This window comes from Mucilaginibacter sp. OK268 (assembly GCF_900103125.1).
Taxonomy (GTDB): domain Bacteria; phylum Bacteroidota; class Bacteroidia; order Sphingobacteriales; family Sphingobacteriaceae; genus Mucilaginibacter.
Genome location: NZ_FNJV01000005.1, coordinates 74807 through 90242, shown reverse-complemented (window position 1 = coordinate 90242; position 15436 = coordinate 74807). Strand labels below are relative to the sequence as shown.

Below are 15436 nucleotides of genomic sequence, written 5' to 3'. Positions count from 1 at the left end.
ATGAAGAAAACCGATGTAGCAGTAATAGGGATGTCATGCATTTTTCCGGGAGCGGGCGATGTAGAAACCTTCTGGCAAAATATAATTAACAAAGTTGATTCAACTCAAATAGTGCCACCGGATCGGATAGATCCGGTGCATTTTAGTAAACAGGAGTCGGCTGTGGATCGTTTTTACTGTAACCGCGGCGGCTTTATACCCGATTATGAATTTGATCCGCGTCGTTTCGGAATCCTGCCCGTAGCTGTTGAAGGTACCGAACCAGATCATATGTTGACGCTCGATCTGGCCTACAAAGCCCTCGAAGATGCCGGCGTATTTGCTAGGAACGCCACGCTTGATAAAACAGGTATTATTATTGGTAAAGGTAACTATACCGGTCCCGGTGCAACCCGCGCCATTGAAATAGTACGTACCGGCGAGCAGATCGCCTCGCTATTGAAAGAAATATTGCCCGGCTTGGGCGATGCCGAAGTAGAAAAAGTAAAGCAGGAATTCCAGTTACGCAAAGGGCGTTTCAGCGCAGATACCGCCATGGGGCTTATCCCCAACCTGGTGGCATCGTTGGTGGCCAATCGCTTAAATTTAGGTGGCGTGGCATTCACATTGGATGCGGCCTGTGCCAGTTCATTAATCGCGATTGACCACGGTGTACAGGAATTGAACAGCGGCCGTTGCGATATGATCATAGCCGGGGGCGTACATACCGGGCAAAATGCCGCTTTCTGGAGTATATTTTCGCAATTGGGAGCCCTATCCCGCCAGGAACAAATAAAACCCTTTGACACCGGAGCCGACGGACTAATTATTGGCGAAGGCTGTGGCTTTGTGGTTTTAAAACGCCTGGAAGATGCCATAAACGATAAAGACAAAATTTACGCCGTTATAAAAGGCGTTGGTGTAAGCAGCGATGGCAGTGGTACCAGCGTGATGAGTCCGGCGGTAAAAGGTCAGCTTAAAGCTATTGAGCAAGCCTGGGAAAATGCAGGTGTTCAGGCAAATGATATTGGTTACCTGGAAGCACACGGTACGGGCACCCCTCTGGGCGACAAGACAGAGCTGCAAACCCTGGCTCAATTTTTTGGCCACCACCCCGAATTGCCTGATGCAGGTATAGGATCGGTAAAATCAAATATTGGTCATGCCATGCCTGCTGCGGGTATCGCGGGTTTTATTAAAACTTGTCTGGCGCTATATCACGATACGTTGCCCCCAACCCTGCATTGCGAAACACCTTTGGCCCAAATGGAAAAAACCCGATTTTCGCCGGTGCAAAATCAACGCAACTGGACAGAATCAGGATTACCCAAGCTTGCCGGTGTAAATGCTTTTGGTTTTGGCGGTATTAACGCCCACGTGGTTCTGGAAGGTTTTAACTCTCCTAAAAAGGACGAAGTTTTACTGCTGGCCCGTGAAACTCACGAAGCATTGATCACCGCGTTGGAAACAGAGGATTTTAGCGAAGGTAAAGGTAACTTCCGCATAGCCCTGTTTAACCCAACATCTGAAAGAATAAAAAAAGCCACTAAAATAGCGGCTAAAAATATGCCCTGGCGCAATAAACAGGATATCTGGTACACCAATACCCCATTGCTTAATGATGGTGGTAAAGTAGCCTTTGTATTCCCAGGTTTGGATGGTTTGGCCGGCGGTGAGGTTTCAACTGTATCCAGCTATTTTAACATTGCACCAGATAACGACACCAAAGCTGACGGCTTATTAAGCGAAGCCTTAGGTATACTCAATAAAAGCAGTATCCTGGATACCGCGCTTAAGCAATTAGGCGTAAAACCGGATATGAATGCCGGGCACAGCCTGGGCGAGTGGCTGGCGGCGCGTTCATCTGAACTGGCCGAGGAAAGCTCGGTACTGGAACTGCTGGATGTGTTGAATCCTGAGACATTTGAGTTAAAAGATTCGCGCTTTATAGCGGTGGGTTGCGGTATTGATCAGCTGGAGCCTATTATGGCTGGTATTCAAGATGTATACCTGTCAAACGATAACTGTCCGCAGCAAGTGATACTTTGCGGCAGCAAACCGGCGCTCGATGAACTGGTACCGATATTAAAAGCTAAACAGATATTTCACCAGGTACTGCCCTTTCAATCTGGTTTCCACTCCCCTTTTGTTGCCGATAAACTGGATTTAATATTGGACGGAATGCGCAACATGCAGTTCCGCAAAACGACTACGCCCTTATGGTCGGCCACTACACTGGAGCTTTATCCGGAAGGTTTTGAAGCCATCAGACAGTTGAGCGCTGAGCACCTCATTAAACCGGTACGTTTCCGCGAGCTTACCGAAAAATTGTACAGCGAAGGCGCCCGTGTTTTTATACAGGTTGGCTCCGGTGGTTTGATCGGCTTTATCGACGATACTTTAAAAGGCAAAAGCTTTAGTACGATAGCGTCAAACGTACCAACACGACCGGGATTAACCCAGCTACAGCGGGTATTGGCAGCATTATTTGTAGAAGGTAAAGAAGTTGCGCTGGACTTTATGGGTCATAAACCAACAGCCTCGCCCGTTAAAACAAAAGGTATTAAACTGGAGTTGGGCTCACCTATTGTACACAACCTGGCTGGGCTTAAAAATCTTGCCACTGTTAAACAACAGGCACCGATAAAACATGAAGCTATGCTGGTTGACGTTGCTGATCCGATCATGCGAGCCTTCAGTGAAAACGTGGCCGAAATGGTAAGCATTCAGAACGAAATGCTGCAGCTTTTCCAGAACAGACCCGCACAACCTGTGGTGAGAACAACAACATCGATACCTGTTTCTGCGCCACCGCTTCCAGTAGCGCCGCCGCAAACCACGACGACCGCTCCGGCAAAGCGGGTTCCGTTCTCGAAACAATTGGACGTTTCCCTGGATAACTGTCCTTATTTAATAGATCACTCCCTGCTTCGTCAGCCCAAAGGCTGGCATTGTGTGGAGGATATGGATCCGGTTATACCGATGACCATGATATTTGAAATGTTTGGTGAAATAGCTGCTGAACAATCACCTGGCGAACAGGTGCAAAAGATCATGAACATTAAGGTGTTCCAGTGGATGAACGTAGTAAAACCCTTCCGCGAAATCGTTACCGGTGAATGGAAAGACCAGCAACGCGTTTACCTGGATCTGGATAAGTTTGCCAATGCCGAAGTACAACTGGCCCGCGAACTCAGTCCGGCACCAGACAGGCATTTTGACGTAGGCGAACTATTGGACATTCAGCGCACGGCCGAGCAGATCTATGACGCGCATATGTTCCACGGCCCGCGTTACCAGGGCATCCGCTCCTTAACAGCGGTAGGCAAGAAAGGTATTACCGGTATTATTGAAGGTGACGCCGGCAAAGGCTCCCTGCTGGATAATGCCGGACAATTATTTGGTTTATGGCTGCAATTAACGCTGACTAAAGACCGTATCGCGTTCCCGGTAAAAATTCAGGAGATCGAGTTTTTTGAGCCAATGGAAGATCAAAAAGGTCAGTTTGAATGTACCTGCGTATTAACCGAGCTAAACGATGAATTTGCCACTGCCGATTTCGTCATGAAACGCGATGGCAAGATCTGGGCCATCATCACTGGTTGGCAAAACCGCCGGTTGGAGATTGACGAGCCGCTTTGGAACGTATCCATGTCGCCCTTACATAACCGTTTATCGGAAGAGATAGCTCCGGGCATATTTATGTTCCACCAGGCTTATTCGCGGGTGGTATCATGGGATTTTATCCTGAAACGTTACTTCAACCAGGACGAGAAAAAGTATCACAATACCTTGATGCCAAATAAGCGAAAGATCTGGATGATCAGCCGTGTGGCGGTGAAAGACGCGGTCAGGAACCTGCTTAATAAACAAAAACAACAAGCTTGCTACCCTATCACCTTTGAAATAAAGGCTGATGAACTGGGTAAGCCATATCCAAGCGGCGGTTTAGCAGATGGCATCCACATATCCATTGCCCATAAAGGTACCGACGCGGTGGGTATCGCCCAATATGACAAGCCAGTTGGTATCGACATAGAAACGATCGAGGATCGTGGCACAGGTTTTTTTGATATGGTATTTACCGAAACAGAAATAGCCCTGCTAAAAGATAAGGACAAAGCCGAATGGGCAACCCGTTTCTGGGTAGCCAAAGAAGCTTATGGCAAGTACCTGGGTAAAGGCCTGCAGGGTAACCCCAAAGCATACGTGGTTCAGGAGATCAAAGGCGACGAACTGCGCATTAACGACATTTATATCAAAACATTAAAACATAAAAACTACATAATCGGATGGACACAGTAGCATCAACAACAAAAATGAACAGGGACGAGATATTTGATCTGATGAAACAATTCATCACAGAAGTTATAGGTGAGGAATTTGTGGAAGAAATGGATATCACTCCAGAAAGTTCTTTCACTAAAGACCTTGAAATGGACAGCATCGAGATCGTATCTTTTTCCGAAAAAATAAAAGCCCATTTTGGTGACCAGATCGATTTTACCGGTTGGTTATCATCTATGGACCTTGATCAGCTGATCAATCTGAATTTAGGTATGATCATCAATTACATTTACGAATGCCAGTAATCAAAGTAAATAACAGGGATGTACATATCCAGGAGCTTAACAAAGGCGCGGCCGAAACCGTGCTGCTGGTTCATGGTATGTTCAGTAACCTGTCTGTTTATTATTTTAACATAGCGCCCATTTTGGCCGAACATTTCCACGTGGTGATGTATGATTTGAAAAGTCATGGCATGAGCGAGCGCACACTTCATGGCTACGATCTGAACAGCATGACCGACGATCTGAATGCTTTGATGGAAGCATTGCAATTAAATGTGGTACACCTGGCAGGCTATAGCTTTGGCGGATTGATCGCTTTAAAAATGGCATTGCGTTTTCCTGACAAAGTAAAAAAACTGGTAGTTATCGAAGCGCCTGACCCTAAAGATGAGAAAGCCCGCGGTATCATTGACGATTACAGTCGTGAGTTTTTGGAGCACTATGTGGAGAATTTCACAGATACTACCAAAGTAAAAATGGGTAAGCGCCAGATGGAACGCAACCACCGGATGTATGAGTACCTGTTTTACCAAACCAGTATCAAAAGCGATATGATAGCCGAAAAGGATTTCCTGGACGAGCCTCAAATCTCACTTCTGAACAAGGATACCCTGCTGCTTTACGGATCGGACTCTAATTGCCTGGAAACCGGCAAAGAGCTGAACGGAAAAATAAAAACATCAGAACTGACGGCTGTTCCCGGCGATCATAACATCCCGATACAGGAACCGGTACTGATAGCCAATATGATCAACACATTTTTTATGAATTAAACCTTACCCGCGAAAAACATCTACCCTATGGCAAAGTTTGTATTTATTGTACCTCCTTTAACCGGGCATATTAACCCTACTTTAAGCATGGGCGCTGTTTTATTGGAACGCGGCCACCGGGTGGGCTGGATAACGCTCGACGAATCATTAGCGGCCAAACTCCCCGCAGGTGGCGAACTGCTGCACATTAGCTATGATGAAAATGACCAACAGAAACGGGAAAGCGAACAATATTTGGATATTATCACCAAAAAAATAGTGTATGGTATTGATAGTCTTAAGTTCCTGTATGAAGAGGTATTGATTCCCCTTAACCGTCACAGCTATGACGGTATTGCCTATTTGCTCGATCAATTTGAACCGGACCTGGTTATCACTGATCACCAGATGTTTGCCGGAGCTATTGCGGCTACTAACAAAAAGCTGCCTTATGCTACATCGGTAACTGCTCCCGCTGCTATCAAGGTAATGGAGGAGCTGCCCAAAATACATGAATGGGAAATGAATCAGGTAATAGGCTTGCAGCGTGAGTTTGGCGTTGAAGCTAACACACCTATAGTTTGTTCTGAACTACTGACCATGGTACTTACGTCGCAGGAGTTTTTTGGTGATATGGAGTTAACACCTAACTTCCGCTTTACCGGTCCGGTGATCAACCGCCCGGCTACCAAAATAACATTCGATTGGGACAAGCTGCAGCAGAGCAGCAAACCTAAAATATTGGTGAGCATCGGCACAACCTTTGATCATGAGCATAAAAAGAACTTTTTCACCAAAGTGGTTGAAGCTTTTGGTGATGATGAACTAACAGTGGTGGTAGTTTCTGACCCTGCTTTGTTTGAGCAATGGCCTGAAAATTTTATAGTACAACGCCAGGTGCCTCAGCTTGATCTGCTGCCTCATCTTGACGCGGTTGTTTGCCATGGCGGACATAATACTGTTTGCGAAACCCTATCCAATGGATTGCCCCTGGTGGTTATTCCTATTGCCTATGATCAGTCGCATGTTGCAGGCCGGGTGGTTCGTACCGGTGCAGGCGAGCGTTTAAACTTTAACCGCTTTAAGGCTCACCATCTTAAAGAAGCCGTTCATCAGATATTGAACAACCCTGATTATAAAACCGCCGCCGAAACGATCAAAAGATCGTTCATAGAAGCTGGCGGAACGGAAACCGCGGCAGATATGCTTGAACAGGTGGCCACTAAACAATCTTTAGAAGTATTAAAAAACTAACATTACCATCTACCATGGCAAAATTTTTATTTGTTGTTCCACCATTTTTCGGGCATATCAGTCCAACATTAAGTATCGGCGCAAGCCTTATTGCCCGCGGTCATGAAGTAAAATGGCTGGGTATTACTCCACTGGCCGATAAACATATACCCGCAGGTGGCGAGTTCATCTATCCCGCTGCCGAGTTGGAACAATACCAGGACGAAATAAACCGTATCCTGAAACGCCAGGACGATGGCCCGGCCTGTTCGGGCCCTGAGGTAATGAAATTGGCTCTTGAGGAAACCTACGTGCCATTTGCCCGCATCATGATGCCGGGACTAAGCAATTTTGTGGATGCCTGGAAACCCGATGTGATCATTAATGACTGCATCACCTTTGCCGGTGCGTTATGTGCTTATATCAAAGGCATCCCATCGGTAACAACTACACCTGTACCACCCGATGTGATGGGTGATACAGCCAACAGCGCGCCTAAAATTTTTGAATGGCAGCAAAACCTGGTAAAAGGGTTGCAACAGGAATTTGGTGTTTACGGCGATGAGATCGTTATCCACTCACATAAACTCAATCTCGTATTTACTTCACAGGCTTTTGCAGGCTTTGACGAAGTATCCCCGCATATGAAATTCGTAGGTCCGGTAAAAGGCCGGCCTAACAATGCCGCTTTTGACTGGGAAAGGCTGGCCAAGGCTACTACCCCAAAGGTTTTTGTGTCTTTGGGTACGTTGCTGGTTGACATTCGCAAAGAATTTTTCCAAAAACTAATAACCGCTTTTGCAGATCAACCGGTAACGATAGTAGCCGCCACCAATCCCGATATTTTTGAGGTATGGCCCGATAATTTTATCGTAAACGGCTTTGTACCACAAACAGAACTGATGCCGCACATGGATGCCGTGATCTGTCATGGAGGGTTTAATACCGTTAACGATACTTTTACCAACGGTTTACCCATGTTGATCACCCCTATTGCTTATGATCATTTTCATACGGCCAAACTGATCGAAAATTCAGGTGCCGGTGTAAGCATACGCTATAAACGTTTGCGGATAGCCGATCTGCGCGATACCGTATTTGAGCTATTGCAAAACCCCAAATACCGTGAAGCAGCGGTTAAAGTGAAAGAAACCTTTATAGCTGCCGGTGGTAATGACAAGGCTGTACAATTATTAGAAGATTTTACAAAAACCGAGCAAATACTTGAAACTATGAGTTAATCAATAGCCTATGAGAAGAAAACTACTTTTTATTGAACGCATGATGCATGGAGATGGGAACTACGCATTTAACGCGCTTCTACCGGTACGAGTACGCGGTATTTTTTTAGAAACGGATATTCGCCTTGCTTTGGAGGGCTTACAAAAAAGCCATGTCCTGTTGAATGCAGTGGTAGAGAATGACAAGGATGGACAACCCTGGTTTGTAGTTGATGACAAACACAAGGTCAAGATCCCGATACGTACATTGACACGAATTGGTAATGATGACTGGCAAGCAGAATCAGTAAAAGAGTGGTCGATACCTTTTAATAGTTACCAGGAACCATTGATGCGCCTGGTATGGATAAAGGGCGAACCTGTTTCAGAGTTTATACTGGTGATGCATCATTGTCTTTTTGATGGTCGTTCGGCATTGGTTATCCTGGAGGAATTTTTACAACTATTGGATAACCCGGATGCCCACATTGCAGCCGAATTACCTATAACAGGTATCGCGGGAGTTGTTCCGCCAGAAATACTGAATAATAAGGTACACAAGGTTATAGCAAAGATGGTAGTAGGCATAGCGTCATTAACCTTATCGCTGATGCCATCCAAAGATGAGCCAGTGGAACGAAAAAAAGATTATCTGATACACTGGAGGCTGAATGAAGAGATCAGCTCGGCCCTGCTGACTTGTTGTAAAACGGAAGATATCAGGGTAAACACTATTATGTGTGCCATAATTCTGGATGCCTTTAAACAGGTTAGACAAGAAAAGGCATTGAATAAAATAATGTGCCCGGTTGATATCCGCAATTTTAACCCGCAGATAAAAAAGAATAACATCTTTGCATTTGCTTTAATGATACTGGTATCGGCTTATCCGGGTCTTGGTTTTTTCAGCAATGCGAGGGCCATGCAACAGGATATTGAGAACAAAATGGCCAAACTTGATCCATATAAGATCATCATGTTGTTAGAGGCCGCTCATGGATCGCTGCACAAAATAGTGCGGTTTTTAAGAAAGCAGAAAGCCAGTAATGACTGCATGTTTTCTAATTTGGGTAAGGTGGATATTCCGCGGCTGTACAAACAATTTGAAGTGGAAACCATATTTAGTCCGTCGGTTATGGTACCAGAAGGGCATGCTACCGCGTTTACGGCCTCTACTTATTGCGGACAAATGGATTTTTCTTTCATCAGCAATGAAGGGAGCCTGCCTTATGAAGATGCTTGGGCTATTAAAGATAAAATGATGGAAACAATTACATCATTAACAGGAACTGAAGAACTTAGTCTGGTATGAGAAGGAAATTATTATTTGGTGAAAGAATGCTGCACGGCGATGGTACGCTGCCTTTTAACGGCGTGATACCATTCAGGCTACGCGGCGTTTTTGTAGAAGCCAACCTGCATTACGCTTTAGGGAAAGTGCAGGAAAAACATCCCTGGTTGAATGCCTTTGTGCAAAATGATGAAAAACAAAGGCCGTGGTTTATCATTGATGAAGCAAAACCAGTTAAGATCCCGGTGAGAATAGAGAACCGGTTAAGTGATAACGATTGGCAAACAGAATCGCACAGGGAATTGCTTACACCGTTTGATACAGCTAAAGGCCCCCTTTTACGCCTGGTATGGATAAAAGATGAGACCGTGTCTGACATGATCATCACCATCCACCATTGTTTATGCGATGGCGGATCAGCCATGAGCATATTAGCCGAATTGTTGCAGCTATTGGATGATCCGACTGCGGATATCGGCAAAGAAGACCCGATAAAAGGTGTGGAAGATATTATTCCACCGGCTATTTTGAATAACAAAGCGAAACAGATAAAGGCTAAACTGATTGGTGGTTTGGCCGCGGTAGTTTTGAAGCTGATGCCGGTAAAGAAAAACCCGGTCGACAGGAAAAGAGATTACCTGATCCACTGGAAATTTGATGAGAGTTTGAGTAAAGAGCTCATCCTTTATTGTAAATCGGCAGGTATTACGGTAAATACTATGTTATGCGGGGTGCTATTAAGCGCCTTTAAACAGGTTAGGAAAGATCAGGCGCATAATAAGGTGTCGTGCCCGGTTGATATCCGGAGATTCGCACCGGAGATCAAGAAAGACCAGATATTTGCGTTTGGTTTGATGCTGGTAGTTTCGGCACATGCTGGTCTGGATTTTTTAGATAACATTAAAGCTATGCAAAAAGATGTTGATCAAAAATCGGCCAAGCTCGATCCTTATGCTACCATGATGATGATGGAATCGGCGCACTCCGCCATGGATAATTTTACCAATTTGCTAAAAAACGGGAAATCAACTAACGATTGTATGTTCTCTAACCTTGGTAAGATAGATATCCCGCATCAATATCGTTCGTTCAAACTGGAAACCATATTCAGTCCGGCCGTGATCGGTCCGCTGGGTAACACCACCACCATGGTAACTTCTACCTATCGCGGTCAAATGGACTTTTCGTTTATCGCCAGCGAGGGTTTTGTGCCTTATGAAGATGCTTTGGCTATAAAGGATAAAATAATATCAATGATTAAAGAACAGATTGGTAACATAGCGGTAGCCGTAGCATGAAAAGAAAACTAATGATGGTGGAAAGAATTATGCACGTAGATGCTTCTACGCCGCTTAATTGTGTATTCACCGCAAAAATAGCCGGGAGTATCAATCCGGAAAATCTTCATACAGCGCTTACCAAAGTTCAGCAAAAACACCCCCTATTACGGGTGCGTATAGATGAGGAACAGAAAGGTGGCCCCTATTTTATTACCAATGAGCATGTACGATCCATCCCGGTACGCATTGCAGAACGGCTTACCGACGATGACTGGTTAAAAGAATCGGAGACGGAATGGTATAAGCTATTTGATGGCGACAATGTACCATTAGCCCGGGTGGTTTGGGTAAGATCGGCCTCGGTATCAGAGCTTTTGCTGGTGATGCCGCATTGTGTTTGCGATGGCGGCACCTGTGTAGCCCTGCTTAGCGAGATATTGAACTTACTGGATAACCCGGCGCAGGAATTGGATGCTTATACTCCTTTTAATTCGGTACAGGAATTAATGCCTGATAGCTTTGATATCGCTAAAAACAAGCGTAAAGGGCGGATCTATTCTTTTTTGGGCAAACTCTTCTTCCTGCTTAAAAATACCCGGAACAAATTTGGAACCGGCCGAAACTACGTCATCCACTGGAAGCTGGATGAGGAACAGACCATTGCCATAGCAGAAACGGCTAAAAATGCGGGCACATCGGTACATGCCGCTTTATGCGTGGCGTTTTTAAAAGCGTTTCAGGAAGTAAGGGGTACTAAGGCCCGCGGCAAGGTAATTAGCCCGGTAGATATCAGGCGCTTTATTCCCGAAATAAAACAGGATACCATGTTTGCCTTCGCACCTATTGTGGAACTGACTATTGACAAAGACTCAACAAAAGGCTTTTGGGAACAGGCCCGCAAAATAAAAACCGATCTTACTGCCAAAATTGAAACCATGAACGCCTATGAAATGTTATGGATGGGCGAATACATGCACGCGACAGTAAACCGGATGATCAAATTTTTAAAGGCTACCGATGGCTCCCACGATGTTACCCTATCCAACATGGGCCGGCTTACTATTCCTGAAACTTACCAGTCATTTGAACTCGAAACTATTTATAGCCCAACGGTGGCGTTTCCATGGCGCAACCCTAATACATTGGTAACAACCACTTTTAAAAACAGGATGGACTTCACTTTTATGTCAAACGACAATTTTCTTGACGAGGCAGAAGCTTTAAAAATAAAAGCAGCCACAATAGATCTATTGTTTGCCAATTTACAGCAATTATCGCATGCCTGATAAACCAATACATAAAACCACATTACGACGGTTTGCACAAAAAAAACTGCTGCAATACATCATTCCTAATATTTTTTTCAATACCATTATTGCCTATGCCAGCTTCGCTAAATTAGGCTATACCCATTTGTTTGAAGGCGAACAAAGCGTGGCCAGGCTTACGCTGCCCATGTCGCTATTTTTACCCTTTATCCTCACCCTGGATATACTTAAAAAGACCATACTGGCCGTTGAACAGGGGGCACTTGACCTGGCTATTAGCGACGACCTGAATAAGAACAGGTTTACCATGCAAACGGCTATTATCAATGGCGTGGGTACATTACTGTTTGTTTTAGCTGTAATGTTCATAGCGCAGTTAAGCTTACCTGCCCATTATAAATTCAACGGACCGGTAATGGCTTATCTGGATGGCACCCTGGCGGCCGTTTACTCCATAGTTTTCACCTATTTCCCGATCAGGAAATTAAAGAAATATATGTCTAAACAGGTCGAAGTTCCGGTGTCTGCTTAAACCGGTTCAATTTCCGGGCTGACTTTTATAGTGGGCCTGCTCTTTATTAAAAATATCCAGGATACCAGTGGCTGATAATGGTTGGGCAAAAACCTTGATGCCATCCATATAACCATGAAATATTCGTTCTGACGGAAACTCTTCATTGCGTCCTATTTGCCATTTATTAGCTACAGACAGATTCACCGGACCTTCTACTGTTGACGTACCAGCTAATTTACCGTCGATGTAAACAGACAGCACATTACCGCTGCAAACCCCGGCTATATGGTGCCAGTTTTGTTTCCAGTTTGTTGGGAGGTTTACGGTACAATCGCCCCGGCCCCAGCCACCGGCAAAAAAGGTAAGGGCTTTATTATCGATCATTTGCAAAACATGGGTATCACCCTTGGTAAACATATCCACCAATCCGGTTTCTTTCCCTTCGGGATAAACCCATGCCATCATGGTAATGGTTTGGCCCAGGTTATCCAGGCTTGGTGCATTAGGTACTTCTACAAAACAATTATCGCCCAGCAATATCATTTTTCCGCTTTCTAATTCAATAGTCTTAGGATGAATGATGTTTGCGTCGTTCCCAAATCCAGACTTATCACCGATAATTTGATCATTCCCTTTTTCAGTAAGCGAAAGGTCAAGTAGTAATGATCCTTTATCATCACTAAATACTTTATATATATACCTTAAATCATTGATTATTAAATTTTTAACACCATTTATTTGATCAACAAATGAGTGAGCCTGGGGTTTACTTTCTCCCGGTGCCAACTGTACATGATCGGTATATAAAAGAGAATCATTCAGTTTTACAGGTATGGCAAATGATTGATCTTTACCGGTCAGGTTTTTTACCATGTAATTTATTTGCTGTTCCTGGCCTCGATGTATCAATGGCTTAATAGTGACGCCAAATATTTCAAACGGCGACTTCACTGGCTGCGCAGATTCAACAACCTCAACGGTGCTGCCACCTGCACTATCCAAACCTACGGTTACTTTCCCAAGGCGATATAACCTGCAACTAATAGAATCAGCAATTGTACTTCCCTGCGAAACAAGATAGTTTTTATTAGCGACCACTTTTCCAGCAGCGTATACCCTGATATGGGTTGTGCCAATCGAACCATTATTTTGGACCGTGAATCGAAGCCATAACTGTTCATTCGGTTCAACCTTGGTTTTCTGCAGGCTATAATTAGTAACTTTTATATCCGACGAGGTTTTGGTTTCGGATAATACTATAGGATCTTTATCTGTCGGCCAGCTATTATAGGCATTATTGTTTAGTGTAAATTGCATCTCTCCTCCACCGGTAATGGTTGCATGAGGTAAAACCAATTGTTCGTAGGCTTTGCCATTAACGGTTAATGCACTTACGTATTTATTTCCGGCTGATTGGTTTTTAGCCTCAATGACCCATGTTTTATGATTTTGCAAATGCAATGTTATGGATTGAAACAAGGGTGCTCCGATAGCATATTCTGGCTTACCAGGGCTAACCGGAAATATCCCCATCGCGTTAAATATATAAGCGCTTGACATAGCACCCAAGTCATCATTGCCCGGCAAACCGTCTGGTAGGTTTTTATATCGGGACAGCATAATATCTCTGCACCATTTTTGTGTCAGATCAGGTCTACCGGCGGCGTTAAACAAATATGGCAGATGTATAACCGTTTCATTATCAAATAATATGATACTATTATTTAAAGCAGAATCCAATCGTACGGAGAATGCGTTATCGCTACCCATCAGGTTCACCAGGTCTTTAGCATTGTGCGGCACGAAGTATGAATACACCCATTTGTCGCCCTCCTTATAGCCCGACATAGCCGGGTTGATCTTAAAATCGTTACCTGATCTGGGCAGTAAAAACAAGTCCTCAGGATGAAACAAGTTCCGGTAATTGAAACCTCTTTGTTGCAAAAGCTGATAATCAACTTCATTATGCATCACCTGTTTGGCATACTGAGATAAAGCCCAGTCATTATAAGCATACTCCACCGTTCGGGTTACGGACTCTGAGTTGGTATAAGGCACATAGCCCATCCGGTGATAGATGCTCATGTCTTTCTGTACAAAAGGCGAATCAACAATATTACTTTTCATGGCTTTGTAGGCCAATGTTTTATCAAAGCCGGTAATCCCTTTTAAATAAGCATCCACAATAATAGGTATCGCGTGGTTGCCCGTCATGCTCTCCGTAGGTAAATGACCGGTTTGCTTATAAATATCCAACATGGATAAAACTACATCGTTCTGCTTATCAGGATACAGCAAACTTAACAACGGATGCAATGACCGGAAGGTATCCCATGGAGAAAACCCGCCATACTGGAGCTTACCCGAAGCGTGATGAACCGCTCCATCCTCACCACGATAATTACCATCCACATCAGAAATTACCCAGGGGATCAGCAAAGAATGATAAAGGGCTGTATAAAACACGGTTTTATTAGCCTCGCTTTTATCAGTAATATCAACAGTGGAGAGTTGTTTGGCCCAATCATTGGCAGTACGCGTAGCATAGGCTCCAAAGCTTAATTTAGCTATTTCTTTATCAATATTGTTTTGTGCCCCCGCAAAGCTTATCGTTGAAGTACTCAGTTTAACTTCAATAACCTTCGATGTATTTGTTGTTTTAAAAGTAAACAGATAACCACCTTTTACCGGTTTCTTATCGGTAAAAGCTTCGCTAAAATTGATCACTGTGTTCAGCGCCGCTCCATGTATTACTTTTCCGGAAACAATGGTAATATCTCCTGCATTCCCTATATAAACCTGTGCCTTTGTTTTAGCGGGGAATGTAAAACGCAATATTCCTGTACGGATAGAAGTGCTGACCTCAGTAATGATATGATTATCACTGAATTTTACTTGGTAATATCCCGGCCGTGCAACTTCATTGCGGTGCGAAAAACAGTTGCTATACCGTCCAGGTTCAAAATATTTGTCTGCACCAACCGGCATAATAAACAAACGTCCTGCCGAACCTCCCGGGAAACCGCTATGATGGCCAAAGCAGCTAAAATAATAAATGGATGAATCGGCATAATCATAACCGTTTGCACCTTTAACCCGTGTTTCCGGGCTAATCTGGATAAAACCAGCCGGGGCAACCGCACCTGGATATGTGCCACCGTCGCCACCCCAATGTGTCAATACACCACTTTTGGTAGTACCAATGAATGGGTTTACGTATGATAAATTCGAGCGGCTCTGCGCATTTATATTGAGGGTGATGACAAGTAATAACAGCAACAGCCAAACAGTCTTTTTTACTATGAAAGATGTTTTATACATACGTAAA

General features: G+C 44.3%; 10 protein-coding genes. 9 read left to right on the top strand and 1 reads right to left on the bottom strand.

Going from position 1 to position 15436, the window contains the following annotated elements; all coding sequences use genetic code 11:
- The 9 genes from BLR84_RS16985 to BLR84_RS16945 are packed head-to-tail and all read left to right on the top strand — an operon-like array spanning nucleotide 1 to nucleotide 12126.
- Nucleotides 1–4284 (top strand): type I polyketide synthase, encoded by a 4284-nt coding sequence (locus BLR84_RS16985; protein ID WP_090470516.1) that lies wholly within the window; start codon nucleotides 1–3, stop codon nucleotides 4282–4284.
- Nucleotides 4272–4571 (top strand): acyl carrier protein, encoded by a 300-nt coding sequence (locus BLR84_RS16980; RefSeq protein ID WP_076369424.1) that lies wholly within the window; start codon nucleotides 4272–4274, stop codon nucleotides 4569–4571. Before BLR84_RS16985 ends, BLR84_RS16980 begins: the two co-directional genes overlap by 13 nt.
- Complete coding sequence (locus BLR84_RS16975) at nucleotides 4562–5323, top strand: alpha/beta fold hydrolase (protein ID WP_090470513.1); 762 nt, start codon at nucleotides 4562–4564, stop codon at nucleotides 5321–5323. The genes BLR84_RS16980 and BLR84_RS16975 overlap by 10 nt, the downstream gene beginning before the upstream one ends.
- A 27-nt stretch (nucleotides 5324–5350) precedes the next feature.
- A complete protein-coding gene (locus BLR84_RS16970; RefSeq protein ID WP_090470511.1) occupies nucleotides 5351–6556 on the top strand; it encodes a glycosyltransferase in 1206 nt (401 codons plus the stop codon).
- Between the two features lie 14 nt (nucleotides 6557–6570).
- Nucleotides 6571–7776 carry a glycosyltransferase gene (locus BLR84_RS16965; protein WP_090470509.1) on the top strand — a complete coding sequence of 402 codons (1206 nt, stop codon included), beginning with the start codon at nucleotides 6571–6573 and terminating at the stop codon, nucleotides 7774–7776.
- Nucleotides 7777–7786: 10 nt separating this feature from the next.
- A complete protein-coding gene (locus tag BLR84_RS16960) occupies nucleotides 7787–9067 on the top strand; it encodes a condensation domain-containing protein (protein ID WP_090470507.1) in 1281 nt (426 codons plus the stop codon).
- Nucleotides 9064–10344 carry a condensation domain-containing protein gene (locus BLR84_RS16955; RefSeq protein ID WP_090470505.1) on the top strand — a complete coding sequence of 427 codons (1281 nt, stop codon included), beginning with the start codon at nucleotides 9064–9066 and terminating at the stop codon, nucleotides 10342–10344. Before BLR84_RS16960 ends, BLR84_RS16955 begins: the two co-directional genes overlap by 4 nt.
- Nucleotides 10341–11612: a phthiocerol/phthiodiolone dimycocerosyl transferase family protein gene (locus tag BLR84_RS16950; RefSeq protein ID WP_090470503.1), complete on the top strand. Its 1272-nt coding sequence runs from the start codon at nucleotides 10341–10343 to the stop codon at nucleotides 11610–11612. The genes BLR84_RS16955 and BLR84_RS16950 overlap by 4 nt, the downstream gene beginning before the upstream one ends.
- Entirely contained in the window at nucleotides 11605–12126 is a 522-nt protein-coding gene (locus BLR84_RS16945) for a hypothetical protein (RefSeq protein WP_090470502.1), read from the top strand. Before BLR84_RS16950 ends, BLR84_RS16945 begins: the two co-directional genes overlap by 8 nt.
- Nucleotides 12127–12132: 6 nt before the next feature.
- Here the strand turns inward: BLR84_RS16945 and BLR84_RS16940 are convergent, their stop codons facing one another.
- Entirely contained in the window at nucleotides 12133–15429 is a 3297-nt protein-coding gene (locus tag BLR84_RS16940) for a GH92 family glycosyl hydrolase (RefSeq protein WP_090470500.1), read from the bottom strand.
- Nucleotides 15430–15436 lie beyond the last annotated feature (7 nt).

Coding starts and splice junctions, on each gene's coding strand:
- BLR84_RS16960 (WP_090470507.1), top strand. CDS start 7,787: ATGAGAAGAAAACTACTTTTTATTGAACGCATGATGCATGGAGATGGG.
- BLR84_RS16980 (WP_076369424.1), top strand. CDS start 4,272: ATGGACACAGTAGCATCAACAACAAAAATGAACAGGGACGAGATATTT.
- BLR84_RS16945 (WP_090470502.1), top strand. CDS start 11,605: ATGCCTGATAAACCAATACATAAAACCACATTACGACGGTTTGCACAA.
- BLR84_RS16985 (WP_090470516.1), top strand. CDS start 1: ATGAAGAAAACCGATGTAGCAGTAATAGGGATGTCATGCATTTTTCCG.
- BLR84_RS16965 (WP_090470509.1), top strand. CDS start 6,571: ATGGCAAAATTTTTATTTGTTGTTCCACCATTTTTCGGGCATATCAGT.
- BLR84_RS16940 (WP_090470500.1), bottom strand. CDS start 15,429: ATGTATAAAACATCTTTCATAGTAAAAAAGACTGTTTGGCTGTTGCTG.
- BLR84_RS16970 (WP_090470511.1), top strand. CDS start 5,351: ATGGCAAAGTTTGTATTTATTGTACCTCCTTTAACCGGGCATATTAAC.
- BLR84_RS16955 (WP_090470505.1), top strand. CDS start 9,064: ATGAGAAGGAAATTATTATTTGGTGAAAGAATGCTGCACGGCGATGGT.
- BLR84_RS16975 (WP_090470513.1), top strand. CDS start 4,562: ATGCCAGTAATCAAAGTAAATAACAGGGATGTACATATCCAGGAGCTT.
- BLR84_RS16950 (WP_090470503.1), top strand. CDS start 10,341: ATGAAAAGAAAACTAATGATGGTGGAAAGAATTATGCACGTAGATGCT.